Origin of the sequence: Dorea sp. 210702-DFI.3.125 (assembly GCF_020560945.1) — a bacterium.
GTDB classification, from domain to species: domain Bacteria; phylum Bacillota; class Clostridia; order Lachnospirales; family Lachnospiraceae; genus Dorea; species Dorea formicigenerans.
Genome location: NZ_JAJCNF010000015.1, coordinates 1 through 19,073, shown reverse-complemented (window position 1 = coordinate 19,073; position 19,073 = coordinate 1). Strand labels below are relative to the sequence as shown.

At 40.1% G+C, this 19,073-nt stretch carries 16 protein-coding genes; all 16 read right to left on the bottom strand.

The annotated features are described in order from the left end of the window. Positions 1 to 13: 13 nt before the first annotated feature. A complete protein-coding gene (locus tag LI164_RS08640) occupies positions 14 to 1,405 on the bottom strand; it encodes an SPFH domain-containing protein (RefSeq protein ID WP_227087004.1) in 1,392 nt (463 codons plus the stop codon). A 126-nt stretch (positions 1,406 to 1,531) separates the two neighbouring features. Beyond that, positions 1,532 to 1,882 (bottom strand): hypothetical protein, encoded by a 351-nt coding sequence (locus LI164_RS08635; RefSeq protein WP_005330205.1) that lies wholly within the window; start codon positions 1,880 to 1,882, stop codon positions 1,532 to 1,534. 43 nt (positions 1,883 to 1,925) lie between these two features. Further along, positions 1,926 to 2,606, bottom strand: coding sequence for a TIGR00266 family protein (locus LI164_RS08630; RefSeq protein ID WP_005330204.1), 681 nt, complete (start codon positions 2,604 to 2,606; stop codon positions 1,926 to 1,928). Between the two features lie 50 nt (positions 2,607 to 2,656). After that, on the bottom strand, positions 2,657 to 3,706 hold the full coding sequence (locus LI164_RS08625; protein ID WP_117682465.1) for a hypothetical protein: 1,050 nt from the start codon (positions 3,704 to 3,706) through the stop codon (positions 2,657 to 2,659). 283 nt (positions 3,707 to 3,989) lie between these two features. After that, entirely contained in the window at positions 3,990 to 5,573 is a 1,584-nt protein-coding gene (locus LI164_RS08620; RefSeq protein WP_227087003.1) for a helix-turn-helix transcriptional regulator, read from the bottom strand. A 22-nt stretch (positions 5,574 to 5,595) separates the two neighbouring features. Beyond that, entirely contained in the window at positions 5,596 to 6,975 is a 1,380-nt protein-coding gene (locus LI164_RS08615; protein ID WP_117612796.1) for an extracellular solute-binding protein, read from the bottom strand. 85 nt (positions 6,976 to 7,060) lie between these two features. Next, the gene (locus LI164_RS08610) at positions 7,061 to 7,687 is read right to left on the bottom strand and encodes a response regulator transcription factor (protein ID WP_173793868.1); all 627 of its coding nucleotides are present in this window, start codon (positions 7,685 to 7,687) and stop codon (positions 7,061 to 7,063) included. Continuing rightward, positions 7,675 to 8,997: a hypothetical protein gene (locus LI164_RS08605; RefSeq protein ID WP_227087002.1), complete on the bottom strand. Its 1,323-nt coding sequence runs from the start codon at positions 8,995 to 8,997 to the stop codon at positions 7,675 to 7,677. Before LI164_RS08605 ends, LI164_RS08610 begins: the two co-directional genes overlap by 13 nt. Next, entirely contained in the window at positions 8,994 to 10,442 is a 1,449-nt protein-coding gene (locus LI164_RS08600; protein ID WP_227087018.1) for a histidine kinase N-terminal 7TM domain-containing protein, read from the bottom strand. The genes LI164_RS08605 and LI164_RS08600 overlap by 4 nt, the downstream gene beginning before the upstream one ends. Before the next feature lie 565 nt (positions 10,443 to 11,007). Continuing rightward, a complete protein-coding gene (locus LI164_RS08595; protein ID WP_227087001.1) occupies positions 11,008 to 13,095 on the bottom strand; it encodes a polyribonucleotide nucleotidyltransferase in 2,088 nt (695 codons plus the stop codon). Positions 13,096 to 13,452: 357 nt separating this feature from the next. Further along, positions 13,453 to 13,719 (bottom strand): 30S ribosomal protein S15, encoded by a 267-nt coding sequence (gene rpsO, locus LI164_RS08590; RefSeq protein WP_005331040.1) that lies wholly within the window; start codon positions 13,717 to 13,719, stop codon positions 13,453 to 13,455. 150 nt (positions 13,720 to 13,869) lie between these two features. Further along, on the bottom strand, positions 13,870 to 14,766 hold the full coding sequence (locus tag LI164_RS08585; RefSeq protein WP_117494194.1) for a bifunctional riboflavin kinase/FAD synthetase: 897 nt from the start codon (positions 14,764 to 14,766) through the stop codon (positions 13,870 to 13,872). Further along, positions 14,767 to 15,681 carry a tRNA pseudouridine(55) synthase TruB gene (gene truB / locus LI164_RS08580; RefSeq protein ID WP_005331043.1) on the bottom strand — a complete coding sequence of 305 codons (915 nt, stop codon included), beginning with the start codon at positions 15,679 to 15,681 and terminating at the stop codon, positions 14,767 to 14,769. Positions 15,682 to 15,683: 2 nt separating this feature from the next. Further along, positions 15,684 to 16,637: a bifunctional oligoribonuclease/PAP phosphatase NrnA gene (locus LI164_RS08575; protein ID WP_227087000.1), complete on the bottom strand. Its 954-nt coding sequence runs from the start codon at positions 16,635 to 16,637 to the stop codon at positions 15,684 to 15,686. After that, complete coding sequence (rbfA, locus tag LI164_RS08570; RefSeq protein ID WP_005336656.1) at positions 16,621 to 17,010, bottom strand: 30S ribosome-binding factor RbfA; 390 nt, start codon at positions 17,008 to 17,010, stop codon at positions 16,621 to 16,623. Before rbfA ends, LI164_RS08575 begins: the two co-directional genes overlap by 17 nt. 41 nt (positions 17,011 to 17,051) lie before the next feature. After that, the coding region (gene infB, locus LI164_RS08565) for a translation initiation factor IF-2 (protein ID WP_227086999.1) at positions 17,052 to 19,073 on the bottom strand (2,022 nt) is incomplete at its 5' end.

Below are 19,073 nucleotides of genomic sequence, written 5' to 3'. Positions count from 1 at the left end.
TAAAGCCTTCTGCTTACTGCATGTCATTCTCATCAAATGGATCTCCGCACTCTGGACAGAATCTTGGTGGATTCTTTGGATCTTCAGGCTCCCAGCCACATTTATCACAGCGATATAATGGTTCTCCTGCCGGTTTTGGTTTTCCACACTCCATACAGAATTTCCCCTTATTCACAGTTCCACAACTACAAGTCCAGCCATCTGCCGGTTTTGGTTTTCCGCACTCTATGCAGAATTTTCCGGTATTTACTTTTCCACAAGCGCACGTCCAGCCAGCCGCTGTTTCTGTCGTCTGTGTGTTCTGTGCCATTTCCTGCTGTTTTATCTGTTGTTGCTGCATCTGTTGTTCACGCATCTGCTGTTCCTGCATCTGTTGTTGCTGCATCTGTTGTTGTGCTGCTCCCTGGTTATAGAGTCCTTGAAGATTCATGCCACCCATACCGCCTCCGGCCATGTTCATACCCATAAATCCCATCATCGCACCATTAGGATTACCGGCAGCAGTCTTCATTGCCTCTGCCTGAGCCATTCCAAGAGTAGCTGCCATCATATTCGGATCGCGATACATCGATGCATTCTGTGCCTGTTTGATTGCCTCTGCATCTTCTTCTTTCAATGTAACTGGATTAAATGCTACAGATACAATTGAAATTCCTCTAAGTTCTGACCATTTTTTCGTCAGCACCTCATTCATCGCATCTCCAATTTCCATAGAATGTGCCGGAATCTGGCTTGGACGTATCTCCAGTTCAGCTATCTTCGCAAATGCCGGTTGAAGAGCATTGATAAATTCTGTGCGAAGCTGTGTGTCAATCTCACTTCTTTCAAATCGGTCTGATACATTTCCGCCTAAATTCGTATAGAACAAAAGTGGATTTGTGATACGATAGGAATAAATTCCATTACAGCGTATTTCAACATCTTTATCCAGGTTGATTTTTTGATCGACTACACGGAACCAGACTGGATTTGCTGTACCAAATTTATTGTCTGTAATTTCTTTCGTATTAAAATAATAGACTCTCTGATCTTTACCCGTGTCACCACCGTATGTAAATCTTTTTCCAATTGTCATAAATGTTGATTTAATACTGTCACTTAAATTTCCGGCGAAAATACTTGGTTCGGAAGATGTATCATATGTATACTCTCCTGGCTCTGCACAAACTTCCACAACTTTACCCTGTTCTACAATCATCATACACTGTCCATTTGCTACTGCAATTCCGGAACCGTTACTAATAATGTTGTCACTTCCTTTTGTATTGGAAGATCTTGCTCCTGTACGTTTCTGACCTTTGATCATCAATGTATCCTGATTCAACGCATCACAATAGAAAAATTCTTTCCATTGATCCGCCATAACACCGCCTGCTGCTCCCATTGCCGCTTTAATAAGTCCCATATTTTTAACTCCTTTCGCATCTGATATCACACTCAGGCGGAACCCACCACAAGATGTGCTCCACCTGACTTATTTTCACCTATTTCACCTTATTCAAGAATGCTTTCGGCATACTTTGTTTCTTGATTAATCTCTGGCAAAATGAACTGTGACTCCACTGACTTCATAGGTCAACGTATTGTCATCTAATTTCTGGAATTCCATCTCATCTTCTATTGAAATACCATTCTCTGTTTCATCCCATTTACCAGTTGTTTCATCACCATTTACATTTAATTTTACTTTTCCGTTATCCTGTAGTGTAAAATGAAATTCATCAAATACGGTATCTACTCCAACTTCTATTCCGGCATATTCAGCCTTTGTTGCTTTCCACTTTCCGAGATATTCACTTCCGGACATATCTTTTCCGCCACATCCGAAAAGCATCATAGCGGCTGTGATCACAGCAATTAAGACCGCCAATTTTTTTCTCATAATAAATTCACCCTTTCCTCTTATGTGTTCTTAGATTACTTATTTATTTTTTTCCGTCTGCAAAAAATGGCTGGAGCAGCGCTGCAACATTTGCAATCGGCATTGTCTGAAGAATAATCTTACCTGGTCCTCTCACTACAGTATTAAATAATCCTTCACCACCAAGGAACATATTTTTCATTCCTTCGACTTTAACAATGTCCATTGTACAAGTCTCTTCCATTGCAGCCAGGTAACCTGTATCAACAATCATTTCCTGTCCTGGAGCAAGATTATATTCTACTCCGTAACCATCAATTTCAATAAATGCTGTTCCTTGTCCGGTTAATTTCTGCATGATGAATCCTTCACCACCAAACAATCCTTTTCCAAGTTTTTTCTGCATGTAAACAGAAAGTTCTACGCCCTCCTCCGCTGCAAGAAATGCTTTTTTCTGAACGATCATGCTCTTTCCTGGTCCAATCTCTAATGCATTGACAGAACCTGGAAAGCTGGAAGCAAATGCAATCATTCCATCGCCGCCCTGCGCACTGTAACGATTCTGAAATGCATTTTCTCCTGAAAATGCTCTTCCAAGCATCTTCTTCATTCCTCCGCCGACTGTCTCCATTTTCATATTCGGGCTCATCCAGCTCATACTTCCGGATTCTGTGATCATACCTTCTCCTGACTGTAAATAACAAATAACGACTGGTAAATTTCCTCCTGTGATTTCATACCTCATATAATTTTCCTCCTTATAAAATATTTCTAATTAATTAATTTTGCTCTAATTTAAAATCCGCTCAATCTGTAAAGTAATAATTCAGTAGCTGAATCATCATCTCGATCTTGTGTCAATGCAACCAATATACTTCCATCGTCCTGTTTAGCTGCACCTGCAATCCATGCATATCTAGCTCCAAACAGATCCGGTGCTTCTACTGAGCCAAGTACACTTGCATCCGGTCCCCAGATATAGAGATCTCGCATATTCGCATCAATTCCAAAGAAACCTTCTGGAATTTCCATGATCTGTGATACATATGCAAGCCAATCATCACCATCTTTTCCCTTTTCTCCGAAGGTCAGTAAGTGATTTCCTTCCATATCATATGCTTTTAAAATATAGGCATCTAATTCCTCACTGCGTCCTCCGATATATGCATAGTTCTCACTGATCAGTGCTGTGCTTATAATATCGTACTCCTGCGGCATCCAGTCCTGTGCTGTTGCTGTTCCATCTGCTACTACAATCTTTTTTATATCAAAGAGAGCAGATATACCAACATTTCCACTTCTTTGCATTTTTACAGGTCCAATGTCCTTTGCCAGCTCTTCTATGTTTCCGTCCTTAATTCTCAAGAATGCATTATTGCTAAGCTTACTGGAAACATATAAGTTCCCTGTTTCATCTGCTGTGATCTCTGAATACCCATCACCAATTGGAATATCTTTTACAAATGTAACTGCATCATTTGCATACTGATATTCTTTTAACTTGCCATCTGCGAGTATCCATACCCGGTCACCTGCTGCAGCTACACGTCCACTGAAAATATCATCTACAATATATGGACTTTCAAATGGAATCCACTGACAATGTACTGTAACCGGTCCCATTGTCACATCACGTACGGCTTCTGTCGTAAATGGTGTTCCTTCTTCTGGTGAAAGTTTTACTTCCTCTTCTTCATCTTCTTTTTCTTCCGACTCTTCTTTTTCAACTTTCACCTTGGCTTCATCAGATTTCTTTTTTTCTTTCTTATCTTTTCCGCCACACGCACTAAATAATAAAAGTACACATAAGACAGAAAGAATAATTCCTAATGCTCTCTTTTTCATTTTGATCATCTCCTTTTTCTTCTTTTCAAATCTTTGAGCTATGTGATTTTCTGGTTTTATCTTATATGTTTTTTTTATTATTTTCTATTCACCCACGGCTACTTAATGGCCTGTTTTCGTTAATGGTATACCAGGTATACCATTATTTTTCCCTTATAATACAAGCTTTCTCTTCATGTCGATCACAGCATAGTGCATCCTGCCGGAGGCTTTTTGTATAATAAAACCGAGCAAAAGGCTTTCGCCCTCTACTCGGTTTCCATCATTGAATCCTATCATCATCTTATCGTTCCAGCTCACTGATCCGTCCGCATCTCTCAAACAGATCCAGATATAACATCAGTTCATTGTAAGATGAAACTTTTAATTTTTCATAGATATTTCTATTATGTTTTTTTACCGTACTCATACTAATAAATGCAATTTCAGGAATCTGTGCAATCTCGTATCCTTCCATATAGTAATGAAAAATTATATACTCTGTTTTTGTCAAAGTATATACTCCCAGTGCAAATCTAGTAAACAGTTCTTCAATATTCGGTGGCAATGACTGTGTATGGATCTTTTCATTTTTCTTCTGTTCACCAGTGAATCGCAATAATTCTTCTAACTCTTCAATACCCGATTCATTTCTTAAAAGTTCTTTATTCCCCACAATGTCAGAAAATCCCCGAAGTATAGGCTTAACAAACCTCTGTGACAAATGATTTGCAAGGAAAAACATCACAACTAAAAAACCTATTCCGGCTAACATCATATAATTTCGGTTCCGCCAGACAGAAGCTTGCCATTTATCTTTCGGAAGAAGTACAGCAACTACCCATCGATCTTCCTTTTCTCCCGGAATCTGTATTTCCTTCTGCAGACCTATAAACTCTCCTTGACCGGAAAAATATTCATTATAATATTTCTTATGATTGATTTTTAAATCTTCGACTGACTGAAGCCAGGTTCCATCGGTAGAACCTGTCATACCTTTCTGCACTTCCAATATCTGATCGCTGACTGGTGCAAGTATCGTAACCATAGAGCCGTATTTGCTGTCTACAGCTGTGTAATTCTGATTAAAATACATGGAATTCAGTTCCACTCCACATTGTCCATATATGTCTCCTGAATTTCCAATGATCGGGACACACAAGAACATGACATCTTCCCACGTTCCGGTCAATGACGTCTTCTCACTCCAGAAATATGACATTCCTTTTCGTTTTTTTTCATCTACCAATGTGCGATATCCCGGCATTACATCCGTATTAAACTCCAAATTCCATCGATTATGTAATTCCAGTTCTTTTTCGCGTGCAATATCCGGACTGCCACGGAACAAAATGGTCTCCGCCATTAAATTTCCAGTATTGGTAACATTTTTTAATCTTAGATAAAGTCCGCTTCTTGACTTTTCACTCCCGGATATTTTCGTATTGACTGTAGCATCCAATACTGCATATACACCGCTCGGACGACAGATTTGAATTGTCGTATTCATTTCCGGATATATCTGTCTCTGTAATTCAATCAGTGCTTCCTGGTCATCATTATAATCTGTAAGTTTCTTTGCATTATTTTTCAATTGATTATCTATATTCTGACTGATCTGTCCGGAAAGAGAAAGTCCATATCCTGTATATTGTTCAAGATCTTCCTGCATCTGTGCTGTACTGGAATCCAACTGCATCTGTAATACATCTTGTATCTGTTTATGCGTTCCAAACAGATTTCTTGTCAGGACAAGCAGCAAACACACTATTCCAAGACCTGCCATGACCATGGTGCATAAGTACAGCATCAGTTTTTTTCGCATTGGAATATTCTTTTTTCTTGCCAGATAAATAATCTGGCCAAATTCTTTTATTTTCTTTATCATTTCTTACCCATACTCTATCTTATTATTCCATCGAATCACTAAATTCCTGAAATGTATCCCATACTAATGTTTCTATATCTGCCTCGTTATTCATATATCTTTTTCTTGCAGATGTTAATTTCATTCTGATATTTTTTTCGAATTTCATTTCCGAGTCAAGATAACTATCCATTTGAGGTGCGCAATAAAATGTATATTCATTTTGTGTATCTATGAATGCCTGATACAGACTTTTATATTTTTCATTTGTAAGATTATTTATTGCTTCCGGTAATAATTCGAATGCCTTTTCCGTCACTGGCATATATCCCACGCTTGTAACAAATTGAACATTCTTTTCTGGTTCAGTCAGCCATTTTACAAATTTTGCTGCTGCCTCTTCTCTTTCTGGATCAGACTTTGTAAGACAGATTCCTGCACCTCTTTGCATAACAAGCTTGCCTCCATTTTTGAAGACCGGAACTGGTCTGGCAATAATTTCAATTGGCTCAGAACGATTATCGGAGTAAGTTACAATATCTTCATAATATAATACACTGGCTGAAGATGCTACACTGACAATGGACTCACCTGTTCTAAGAGGCTCTGTTGCATACCCTTCATTTAACCAGATTCCACCTTCTATAGCCGCCCTTGCATAAGGCTCCCATACTTGCCCAAACTCGCTGGTATCATAGACTATTTTGTCCCCATTAAAAAAATCTGTCCCCAGTGACTCTACTCCTACTTGAAAATAATTAAAATGATAATCATGAACAAACATGCTCTTTCCATCACCTTCTACATCAGGAGTCTGAGCATCTGACCATTCATAATAGGTATCTGACAAGTCAAAAAGATCTTCCCAAGTGGTAAGCTGTTCCATAGAAGCTCCGGTATCTGCTGAAAAACGATCAAATATCGTCTTGTTAACAAATAAGATTTCTGTAGATTTAGCAACCGGAAATACGAGGAGGCGACCGTCAATTTCACCTTCTTTAAGAAACTCCGGTATAAAATCTTTCAACTCGTTTTCTGAAAAATAATCATGATAATCTGCCAATATACCGGAATCATTCATAGCTAGCACTGTTTTGGGATATGAGATAAAAAGATCTGGTAATTTTGCCGCTCCCGGATCTTTATTCGCTGCTTTTAGTACTTCTTCATGGATTGTATTTGTATTAGATACCATCCCTACCTGGATTTTTATACCTTCTTTTTTCCCTTCCGTCCCATTAAATTCATCGATCAGATCATTTAACGGAGAATCTGTCTGTCCTCCATATACATGCCAGATAGTCAATGTGATTGGTTCTTTGCGGCTCTGACTTTTTCCACACCCGGCCATCGTTGACAGAATTGCTACAATAATAACCACACTGATAACTTTTCTTTTGATTTTTTCTTCTGTAGATCTCATTCTCGTCCCCCCTTTTAAGCGAAAACTCTCTCTTAAATATCATATCAATTAATCAAAAGAAAGACATGAACCAAAAGATCTATTTTTATATCTTTATTGCAATTCCACTAATTCTTGCTTCTATTGCAAGCTCTGTGCGGCTTTCACAGCCTGTCTTTTCCAACATTCGATGGATGTGATTTTTCACAGTACTTTCCGAAATCACCAGTTTTTCAGCGATCGCAGCATTCGAAGCACCAGTGGTCATCAATCGCAGTACTTCCATTTCCCGTTCTGTAAATTCATGACTTGTGGCCATCCCTACCTTAACTTGTGGTACCTTATCCGGATAAACAGATTCTCCACTCATCGTTCTGTCCATTACCTGCAGGATAGTTTCTTTCGATGCTTCTTTATACCAGAAGCTATCGATTCCAATCTCTCTTGCCCTCGTAAGCCAAGATGTTTCCGGCATAGATGTTACAGCAATAATCTTCACTTCTGGTCTGAATTTTTTTATCTCACAGGCGGCTGACAGTCCATTCGAACCATCTGACATAAGAATGTCCATCAGAATTAAATCAACTGGATTTCCTTTCAGTGCTTTTGTGGCCAATGCTGCTGAATCTACCTGCATTACAAGTTTATATTTTTCACTGGATTTTATGTACATTTCAAATAACTGCCTGGCTATATACTGATCATCTACAATCATTACTTTTATTTTTTCCATACTTTCTCCTTTTTTAAGGTCACATAAATTGCAAAAATCGGGAAACTTTCAATGCGAAACTCTCCATCTATTGATTCTACCATCATCCTGAGATTACGAAGTCCGCCCTTTTCTTCTATTTTCTGTTTGGGTATCTCTCCATCATTGTGCAGACATATCTGCACATCTTCTCCGGAATTGTCTATTTCAATGTAAAGATAATGTCCTCCGGCATGCTTGATCATATTATTCAGGCTTTCTCTTAAAAGTGCATATATAACCCGCTGTTCTTTTTCTGTCTGTGGAAGCTCTCCTTCAAAAATAATTTCCACATCCATTAAATCTGCAATTTTTTTCAATTCCTCAAATGACTTCTTGTTTTCTTTTTCTCCTGCCTCATAAGTCATCGAATTTACAACATATTTCCACATTGCAAGAAGTTCCTTGCGCCTCTTGGAATTCTCAGGTTCTTCCAGATAAGTCCGAAGTGCAAGAAGAACGCGTCCGAGATCATCATGTACTTTCATCTTTGCTTCCAACATTTCTTTCTGCCGCGTAACGGTTTCTACTTCTTCATTAAATTTCATGAGCCTTCTATTGATATCATTCAACTTAGTATTTCTATCCTTCAGCTCCCGATTCAACTGGTACTGCTCTGCGATATCGTATGCTATAATTTCCTGATACGAAGTATCTTTCATGGACACTTCTTTTTTCAAAAAGTTCCATACTTTTGTGTCTGAAAATCGAAGAATCAAAGACGGCTCATTCCTTATGACTTCTGCTTTCTCTGAAGTTTGAATGTTCTGTAAATCTTCCCAGAAATCATTCGCATTCATAATCTCTGTTTGAAATAAATATCCGCAAATCTCATTCATTTGTATGTTTACCAGAATTGGCTGTCCCTCCATAGATGCATAGCAGATTCCATCCATTCTTGCATCGAGTGTTTCCTTTACAGACCGAGCCGTCAGATATTCCGGAGTATTTTTTTCTTTTTTCCATAGTAAATATTCTACTCCATACAAAAGTGCAAGTAGTAAAACACCATATGAAAATGGTATCTTTTCAAGAATTCTACCTGGCACAGATTCAGTCATATGTCCACCTCTTGCAAGATCAGCAAGTCCTTGCATTAATATTGTTGAAAAAATGAGTATACCGACTGCCAGTGACAACAAGTACCATCTTCTTTTTCTTTCAATCATATTCAAAAAGGCGAAAATTTCCCAAATTGTAATTATAGTAATAATGATTCCCAATATAATCTGACTTTCTTTTGACAATTCAGTAAATGAACGTTTCATAATATCCATGATTACTGTTTTCATGAAACACCACCTCCTAAAAGCGGTAATGTTCCCCGGATATATAACGTATCTTCTTCCGAAAATGTCTCAAAGGTTCCATTACATTTTTCAAATTTTTTCTGTATTTCCAATAAATTCCGGGTACTTTTTACCCGGTCAAGTTCTATTTTTATTGAAAGAACATCTTTCATATCCAGCAGAACCATTACTGCTCTTGTTTTTTGAAGGACACTCTCTATAATCTTTTCAAAAGACTCATATACCAAAATTGCATCTTTTCCGTAAAGGAATCCTTCTCCTTTTTTCTCTCCATAAGCCTTGATTCCATATAACCGCATATATTCCAATGATTCAGATAATGCAAGCCATAATTCTCCAACATTCAAGACTCCTGACTGCCTGGACATAATCAACAGATTTGAACACCGTTTTATATATACATTCAAAACTCCTCCATAGCAAAGTTTCTCTCTAATGTCCTGATCATTCTGCTCTAAGGAATCCAAAAGCTCATTTAATTCCTTTAGCTGCGGTGACACCTCTCTGGCAATTTCATTATATAACTGATTCTTTTCTTCCACCTTGATTTTCTTTTCAGATAATCTGATTGCTCCCTCCAACATGGCATTTTCTTCAACCAGAACATCTCCAACATCTTCAAGATTTCTATTTAATTTCAAAATATCCGAAATATCTTTGTACCAAAATCCCCACCCTCCGCTGACTTCATGACTTCTTAATATTGTCTGTTTGTCAGATAAAAGAACAGTTTTTCTTTTTGCAGTTATAATCTGCTCCTTCTTTACTGGCAGACATTTCTCTGAAGAATAAAAGATATTCCCTTCAAAATCCATAAGCCCACCGCCAGCCGACGAAACTTGCCACAAATCCATGTAGCTGTCATTAGACGGAAGAAGTCGGGCTAAAATCAGACATTCCATAAACGCCGGAAAAATAAAACAAATTACTTCTGCCATTTTGTATAATGAAGGGAAAAGCCCCTTGGGACTTAATATATATATAATTATGTACACTCCCCCGATTCCTAATGGAATCATCGGAATCCAGATTTTTCGGCGATTTTGTGAAAACGCACATCTGGAAAATGTGATCACCAGGATCATGGCACAGAATATCACGATCCAGCCAATTGCCAGAATATATAAAAATCCCCTTGTGTATTCCATTCCCCAATTCTGTATTCCATCTGGAAAACGAAAAGCAAGCTGATGAAAATCATTAGTCATAATTCCGCCTATCAAAATGAACGCCGGAATGTAAAGTATTCTCCACTTTCGCTCTAATTGATAATGATACGGTTTTCCAATATATAAAACTGCAAAAAACATCCATAGTACCGCAAGTGTCTGCGGAACATAATATAAATACCAGGCATATCGTGCATATACACTTCCACTTGGTAAAAAATCAAATTTTATCGTCCTTACTGCCATCAAAAATAACATCAAAGCAGCGACTCCACTTAAAAATTTACATTCCTCATTCTGCAAAAGTCTGCGTTTCACCTGACTGATTCAAATAAATAAAGCTGATGTATAAAGCAAAAAAATAATAATATTACAGGAATATCCCGGAATTACATTGAACAAAACACGAACCGGTCCACTCATAATAATCAAAAATATACATACCCAGTCCAAGAAAATTGTCTTTTTTATTTTCCTCAAATACCTCTCCTCCACCTGCAGTTCAAGAATGCCTCGGCATTCTTGCTGCGAGGTGCGCGTCATGCAATTGCATGACATACTTCTACTGCGCACCTCTGCAATCCTGCCGGAGGCTATATCAGCTGGGGGATTGACTCCCACCACTGATACCAGCTTGTTTCTCACCACCTATAGAGGTGGGAGTCATCTCCCAGCTGATATAACCTCTTTTCTTTCATTGTATCGAAGATAGTATGAATTTGCAATGCAAAAGGGCACCCCTTTCTTCAAAAAGGGACACCCTTAATCCATGATGGGGACGTAGCATTTTAACACTTTACTACGTCCCCAATTTACAATTTTTTTATTCTGCTACGTCTTTCATGCTGAATGAGAATCTTCCCATCTTATCTTTTCCAAGGCATACAACTTTCACTGTATCGCCAAGTGTCAGGACGTCTTCTACATGATTCACTCTTTCTTTTGAAATTTTAGAAATGTGTACCATTCCTTCTTTACCTGGTGCAAACTCAACGAATGCTCCAAACTCTTTGATGCTGATGACTTTTCCTTCCAGAATCTGTCCGGCCTCAAAGTCAGTAACGATTGTATAAATGAGCTTTCTTGCCTGCTCCATTCCTGCTGCGTCTGTTCCGCAGATAGATACTGCACCATCGTCTGTAATATCAATCTTCACACCTGTCTGCTCAATGATCGCATTGATTGTCTTTCCTCTCTGACCGACAACATCACCGATTTTCTGAGGATCGATCTGCATCTGGATAATCTTAGGTGCGTATTCTCCGACCTCAGCTCTTGGCTCATTGATTGCTTTGGACATAACCTCATCCATGATGTAAAGTCTTGCTTTTCTTGTCTTTGCAATTGCCTCTTCAATGATTGCTCTTGTCAATCCGTGAATCTTGATATCCATCTGGATAGCTGTGATACCTTCATGTGTTCCGGCTACCTTGAAGTCCATATCTCCGAAGAAGTCTTCCAGTCCCTGGATATCTGTCAGTACAAGGTAATCATCATCCGTATCACCTGTTACAAGTCCACAGGAGATTCCTGCTACTGCAGATTTGATTGGTACACCTGCTGCCATCAGAGCCATAGAAGATGCACATACACTTGCCTGTGATGTGGATCCATTGGACTCAAATGTCTCAGATACTGTACGGATCGCATATGGGAAATCTGCCTCACTTGGAAGTACTGGTACAAGTGCACGCTCAGCCAGCGCTCCATGTCCGATCTCACGGCGTCCCGGTCCTCTGGAAGGTCTTGTCTCGCCTACAGAGTATGATGGGAAATTATAGTGGTGCATATATCTCTTTGTTGTCTCTGCCTCGTCAAGTCCGTCTAATCTCTGTGCCTCAGATAACGGAGCCAGTGTACAGATATCACAGATTTGTGTCTGTCCACGAGTAAACATTGCAGAACCATGAACTCTAGGAATCAGGTCTACCTCTGCTGCCAGTGGTCTGATCTGATCGATCTGTCTTCCATCCGGACGCTTGTGGTCTTTTAAGATCATCTTACGAACAGTCTTCTTCTGGTACTGATATACAGCATCCGGAAGAATTGCAAGCCACTCTTCATTGTCTGCAAATGCTTCTTCTAACTTTTCTGTAACAACACGAATATTTTCTTCTCTAGTCTGCTTGTCATCCGTAAATACAGCTTCTTCCATCTCTTCTGGAGTTACCACTTCTTTCATAGCTGCAAATAACTCTTCCGGTACAGCAAAGCTCTCATATGAGTGCTTTGGCTTTCCACACTCAGCTACGATTGTATCAATGAATTTGATCACTTCCTGGTTCACTTCGTGAGCCTTGAAGATTGCATCGATCATCTGCTGCTCCGGCACTTCATTGGCACCGGCCTCGATCATGATAACTTTCTCTCTTGTAGATGCAACAGTCAGGGCAAGATCTGATACAGCTTTCTGCTCTGCAGTCGGATTAATCACAAACTCGCCATCAACAAGTCCAACCTGTGTTGTAGAGATTGGTCCATCAAACGGAATATCTGAAATAGTTGTTGCAATTGCAGCACCAAGCATAGCTGTAAGCTCCGGTGAGCAGTCCTGATCTACAGATAATACCAGATTCTCCAGTGTTACATCGTTACGATAATCTTTCGGGAACAGCGGACGCATCGGACGGTCGATAACACGATCTGTCAGAACTGCATTCTCAGATGCCTTTCCCTCTCGTTTATTAAATCCTCCCGGAATCTTTCCTACAGCGTACATTCTCTCATTGTACTCTACACTTAATGGGAAGAAATCAATTCCTTCTCTCGGCTTTTCAGATGCAGTTGCCGTACACAGAACAGTCGTATCACCGTAATGCATCAGAACAGCACCATTTGCCTGCTTTGCAACTCTGTCTACATCTACGCGAAGAGTTCTTCCAGCCAGTTCCATCTCAAACTTTTTGTACATAGTGTTCTCCTTTTTCTCTATTACTCTTGAACTCACGGGATACCATATGAAAATCCCACGCTCTCGTATTCTCTCACTTTTGGTATCTCATGTATTATTCATCGGCCGGGGAACACCGAAACTACTGAAAAATGTACTTTTCATCGAAGCAAATACCCTTTTCAGTGGTCTCGGAGTGTTATCCCCGTCCACAATCTTTAATATTATAACATACATATATAAAATGTGCCATATAAAAATTCATATTACATGGTATCGGCTTTTTGGGGATTTTTGGCTTTTTTATATTAGAAAATGCGATTTCCTACTATAGAAAAAGAGACATCCATAAAATGAACGTCTCTAAACATAACTGAATTATTTTCTCAGTCCAAGCTTCTCGATCAGTGCACGATATCTCTCGATATCTGTCTTCTTAAGGTATGCAAGAAGTCCTCTTCTCTGTCCTACCATCTTAAGAAGTCCTCTTCTTGAGTGGTGATCTTTCGGGTTAGCTTTGAAATGATCTGTAAGATCATTGATTCTAGCTGTCAGGATAGCAATCTGTACTTCCGGTGATCCTGTATCCCCTGCTGTTCTACCATATTCTGCAATAATCTGTTCTTTCTGCTCTTTTGTTACCATGTTGTGGTTCCTCCTTAAATTCTTATATATCGCCTGGTATTAAGTAACGGTTGGAGATTCCTATTACCGAACACCGGCTAACTCACTTGATTAATATATCATATATACTTTATCTTGTAAAGCACTAATTTTATGCTTAAATTTGAATGCTTAAATTTTAAAATACTGTCTGCCGCTGGCGATATCTTTATCCACACGCGCTTTCAGTTCTTCTTTATTTTCAAATTTCTGCTCCGGTCTGACGAACTCAATCAGTTCCACCATGACTTCTTTGCCGTAAGCATCTGCATCATAATCAAATAAAAATGTCTCAAGCCACACCTTCTCTTCGTTGGATACGGTCGGTCTGACTCCTACATTTGCAATACCATTATATCCATAACCGTCCATATACGCACGACACAAATACACGCCTCTCGGCGGTATAATCTTGCGCTTCGGCCATGCAATATTCATCGTTGGAAATCCAAGTGTTCTTCCAAGTTTATGTCCATGCTCTACCGTGCCGCAGATTCCATAAGAATAGCCCAGAAGTCTGCCGACCAGATCCATGTTTCCGGTTCCCAGTATCTTCTTTGTGTAGGTACTGCTGATAATATGATTCTCATACCGTATCTTTTCCAGAACGATCAGACGGTATCCATATCTTTCCTGATACTGGGCAAGCATATAGATATCTCCTTCTTTATTATAGCCAAACTGGAAATCTGTACCTACTACTACATAAGCTGCATGAAATGTTCCGATGATAATATTCCGGATAAAATCCTCAGCTCTCATCTGACGGATTTCATCTGTAAATGGACAGTCGACCAGATAATCCACCTCATCCTCCAGATGAATCTGCCGTTCCTGCGGAAGCATCAATAGCGCCGGTGAATCCATATCGAACGCACATACTACACTATCTACATCATCTTTGTCCTGCAGTTTTTTCACTGTGTCAACGAGCGTCATATGCCCTTTATGAAGTCCGTCAAACTTTCCAAATGTCACTGCTGTCTTTCTGGCATTGTCATAATGCTCAAGACCTCTGATATACTGCATCTATTTTTCCTCTTTTATATAAAACATTTTCCGTATCCGGTACTCACGTTCTTTCTCGTGATACTGATACACCCCAATAAAATCTTCTACATCATCATATACCCTGACATACGCTTCGTCCAGAATATTTTCATCTTTCCGGACATCTCTGTCTTTGATCCCATTACCATTATACGCAAGTCTCGCCGCTTCTCCCGACACAATAATGCTCGGATAATCTGCGAACATTTGATCAATTGGAATCAGTATTTCTGACAGTCTGTCTTCTTTCTTTAATACCTCGATCTGTGCAAGTGTCAGACTGTCCTTTATCTCAAATCTGCTTACCTTTGTTCTTGTAAGCTTTTCCATACATGCACCACATCCAAGCTTCTGCCCGATATCGTGGCACAGTGTACGGATATATGTTCCTTTTGAGCAATGAACCTTCATTGTCACCCGTGGCAATGCTATACTTAGGATTTCAATATCGAAAATCTGTACCCGTCTTGCCGCACGCTCTACAATCTTGCCTTCTCTGGCAAGCTCATAAAGCTTCTTGCCGTTGATTTTAAGCGCGGAATACATAGGTGGAACCTGATTGTAATCCCCCACAAAATCTAAAACTGCAGCCCGGACCTGTTCTTCTGTAAGCTCGTCTGTCTCACTGCTTTTTAGTATCTGTCCGGTTGTATCCTGGGTATCTGTCTCCACACCCAGAAGCATCACAGCCTCATAGACTTTGTCTTTATCTGTCAGCATATCGCACAATTTTGTTGCACGTCCCAGACATACAGGCAGCACACCGACCGCATCCGGATCCAATGTGCCTGTGTGACCAATTTTCTTCTGTCCCACAATTCCACGAAGCTTTGCAACCACGTCATGAGAAGTAAATCCCTGCTCTTTATATACATTTATAACTCCGTGTATCATGCCTATCCTTTCAACTGCTCATCAATGCGCTCTGCCAGATTATTCAGAATATCCTGCGGCGTACCTGTCATAGTAACTCCAGAAGCTTTTTCATGTCCACCGCCGCCAAAATATCCTGCAATCTTGCTTACATCAACTTCATTCCCAGAACGAAGGCTGACTTTAAATACATTCTGATCCAGCTCATACATAAAAATAGCAACTTCCACGCCTCTGGTATTACGGAGCTGGCTTACAATCCCGTCAAGATCTTTTGGCTTTACACCATAGAAATCCATGACTTTCTTACGAATATAGGAGACGATACATTTTCCTTCCATGAACAAAAAGCTCTCCACCAGTGCACGTCCGAAAATCTGCATTCTCGCATAAGATTTTTCATAAAATGTATCCATAATAAGATCTGCCGCATCAATTCCAGTCTCCAGAAGTTCTGCCGCCGCACGAAATGTAGATGGTCCGGCACAGGAATACTGAAATACTCCTGTATCATGTACGATTCCTAGATACAGTGCTTCTGCAATCTCTTTTGTAATCTTATCTTTATCAATCAGATTGTAAACAAGCTCTGAAGTGGAGCTTGCATCTGGTACAACATAATTATCCTGTGCAAAACAGATATTGCTGACATGATGATCAATACAAAGTGTATGTCCTGCACTTACGAACAGTGGCACAGAAAACTCCAGTCTTCCGGTATCTCCACAGTCCAGTACAATGAACAGATCATAATGTTTACTCTCGTCAATCTCATGTAAAATCTCATCCGTCCCTTTGATTCTGTAAAATGTAGATGGGATTTTCTCCAGAAAAACGTCCACTTCTTTGTCTGGATAATTATTTTGGATATACTGATACATTGCCATACAGGATCCGACACAGTCGCCATCCGGACGCACATGTCCTCCGATGGCGATTGTTTTTGCCGGTTCCAGAATCTTATTCAGATTCAACATCTTCATCACCTTCTGTGTTCAGATCTTTTGTTACTTCATCAATCTTCTTGGACATGTTAACACCATACTCAATAGACTGATCCAGAATGAACTGAATCTCCGGAGTGTTTCGCATATTCAGAGTTCTTGCCAGTTCGCGGCGGATAAATCCTTCTGCACTTCTCAGTCCTTTGATCGTATCCTCCTGCGCCTTTACGTCACCGAGAACACTGATATATGCTTTACATGTCTTAAGATCTGGTGCCACCTCGACTGCTACAACAGATGTCCACGGAGCTACCCGCGGGTCCTTTAAGCCCCGGCGGATAATCTCACTGAGTTCACGCTGTACTTCAGTGTTCACTCTTGTATTCTTAATACTTCTTTTTCTCAATTTCTATTCCTCCTAAGAGAAGGCTTTTCACATGATTTCCCTTATCTTGGAACCTCTACCATCTTGAAGGCTTCTACAAGGTCACCCTCTTTGATATCATTGAAGTTTGCAAATACGAAACCACACTCATAGCCTGCTTTTACTTCTTTTACATCATCTTTGAAACGTTTCAGAGACGCAAGCGGTCCTTCAAAGATCACAATTCCATCTCTTGTCAGACGAACTGAGCAGTCACGCTCAAACAAGCCATCCAGTACATAGGAACCTGCAATAGTTCCGACACCGGAAGCCTTGAATGTCTGACGCACTTCTGCATGACCAAGTACTTTTTCTTCGAATACCGGATCAAGCATTCCTTTCATAGCTGCCTCTACATCCTCAATCGCATTATAGATGACACGATACAGACGTACATCTACGCCCTCTCGCTCTGCTGTTTCTTTTGCAGTTGCATCCGGACGTACGTTAAATCCAATGATAATTGCATTAGATGCAGATGCAAGGCTGACATCAGACTCATTGATTGCACCAACACCACCATGGATTACTTTTACAATAACTTCGTCGTTAGACAGCTTCAGAAGGCTCTGTTTTACAGCCTCCACAGATCCCTGTACATCAGCCTTAACGATCAGATCAAGTTCTTTTAAATTACCTTCCTGAATCTGTGTAAACAGATCATCCAGGGAAAGTTTTGACTTTGTATCTTCAAGAAGTTTCACTTTATTCTGAGCAATAAATGTCTCAGCAAAGCTTCTTGCCTCTTTTTCATTCTTACAGCATACTACAACTTCTCCTGCATTCGGCACATCATCAAGTCCAAGAATCTCTACTGGAACAGATGGACCTGCCTCTTTGACACGTCTTCCCTTGTCATCCATCATAGCTCTTACTTTACCATGTGCAGAACCTGCTGCAATTGCATCTCCGACACGGAGTGTACCTTTCTGCACAAGCACAGTTGCGACCGGACCTCTTCCTTTATCAAGCTGTGCTTCCAATACAAGACCTCTTGCACGGCGGTTCGGATTTGCTTTTAATTCCATAACCTCTGCAGTCAGAAGGATCATTTCCATCAGTTCTTCCAGACCTTCTCCTGTCTTAGCAGATACCGGAACAAAAATAGTACTTCCACCCCAGTCCTCTGCAATCAATTCATACTCTGTCAATTCCTGTTTTACACGATCAACATTAGCACTCGGTTTATCAATCTTGTTGACAGCTACAATAATCTCAACACCTGCAGCTTTTGCATGGTTGATAGCCTCAACAGTCTGTGGCATGACACCATCATCTGCTGCGACAACAAGGATTGCGATATCTGTAGAACTTGCTCCACGCATACGCATTGCTGTAAACGCCTCATGTCCCGGTGTGTCCAGGAATGTGATTTTTTCTCCATTTACCTCTACAACAGAAGCACCAATGTGCTGTGTGATACCACCAGCCTCTCGGTCGATGACATTTGTCTGACGGATAGCGTCCAAAAGGGAAGTCTTACCGTGGTCAACGTGACCCATGACACAGACTACAGGTGGACGTTTTTTCATCTTGCTTTCATCCTCTTCGTCCTCTTTAAGAAGTTCTTCAATCACATCAACAACTTCCTCTTTTTCACAAAGAACATCAAACTCCAATGCGATTTCTTCAGCTGTCTCGTAATCAATTTCCTGATTGACTGTTACGATTTTACCCTGCATGAAGAGTTTCTTTACAATAACCGAAGGAACAATCTTCATCTTATCTGCAAGTTCCTGAATCGTCAGAACCTCTGGAATCGTGATAGATTTGATCTGCTCTTCCTGTTTCTGCTCTTTCTTCTCCGGTTTCTGAAGCTGAGTCTTTGGCTCATTCTTGCCCTTCTTACCTTTTCCTACGCGGTCTTCGTCATGGCGGAAGTCTTTATCTTTCTTCTTAAAGTCATCCTTACCTTTTCCTTTGTTTCTCTGTGGCTTCTGACCTTCCACGATTGGCTCTGGAATTGCCGGACTGTTCTTGCGGTTGTCACGTCTGTCATCACGTCCACGATTATCACGTCTGTCATCACGTCCGCCCTGATTACG

Bases quoted from the DNA above. Each gene is read 5' to 3' on its own strand.
- LI164_RS08640 (WP_227087004.1), bottom strand. From the start codon at position 1,405: ATGGGACTTATTAAAGCGGCAATGGGAGCAGCAGGCGGTGTTATGGCG.
- LI164_RS08635 (WP_005330205.1), bottom strand. From the start codon at position 1,882: ATGAGAAAAAAATTGGCGGTCTTAATTGCTGTGATCACAGCCGCTATG.
- LI164_RS08630 (WP_005330204.1), bottom strand. From the start codon at position 2,606: ATGAGGTATGAAATCACAGGAGGAAATTTACCAGTCGTTATTTGTTAT.
- LI164_RS08625 (WP_117682465.1), bottom strand. From the start codon at position 3,706: ATGAAAAAGAGAGCATTAGGAATTATTCTTTCTGTCTTATGTGTACTT.
- LI164_RS08620 (WP_227087003.1), bottom strand. From the start codon at position 5,573: ATGATAAAGAAAATAAAAGAATTTGGCCAGATTATTTATCTGGCAAGA.
- LI164_RS08615 (WP_117612796.1), bottom strand. From the start codon at position 6,975: ATGAGATCTACAGAAGAAAAAATCAAAAGAAAAGTTATCAGTGTGGTT.
- LI164_RS08610 (WP_173793868.1), bottom strand. From the start codon at position 7,687: ATGGAAAAAATAAAAGTAATGATTGTAGATGATCAGTATATAGCCAGG.
- LI164_RS08605 (WP_227087002.1), bottom strand. From the start codon at position 8,997: ATGAAAACAGTAATCATGGATATTATGAAACGTTCATTTACTGAATTG.
- LI164_RS08600 (WP_227087018.1), bottom strand. From the start codon at position 10,442: ATGTTATTTTTGATGGCAGTAAGGACGATAAAATTTGATTTTTTACCA.
- LI164_RS08595 (WP_227087001.1), bottom strand. From the start codon at position 13,095: ATGTACAAAAAGTTTGAGATGGAACTGGCTGGAAGAACTCTTCGCGTA.
- rpsO (WP_005331040.1), bottom strand. From the start codon at position 13,719: ATGGTAACAAAAGAGCAGAAAGAACAGATTATTGCAGAATATGGTAGA.
- LI164_RS08585 (WP_117494194.1), bottom strand. From the start codon at position 14,766: ATGCAGTATATCAGAGGTCTTGAGCATTATGACAATGCCAGAAAGACA.
- truB (WP_005331043.1), bottom strand. From the start codon at position 15,681: ATGATACACGGAGTTATAAATGTATATAAAGAGCAGGGATTTACTTCT.
- LI164_RS08575 (WP_227087000.1), bottom strand. From the start codon at position 16,637: ATGTTGAATCTGAATAAGATTCTGGAACCGGCAAAAACAATCGCCATC.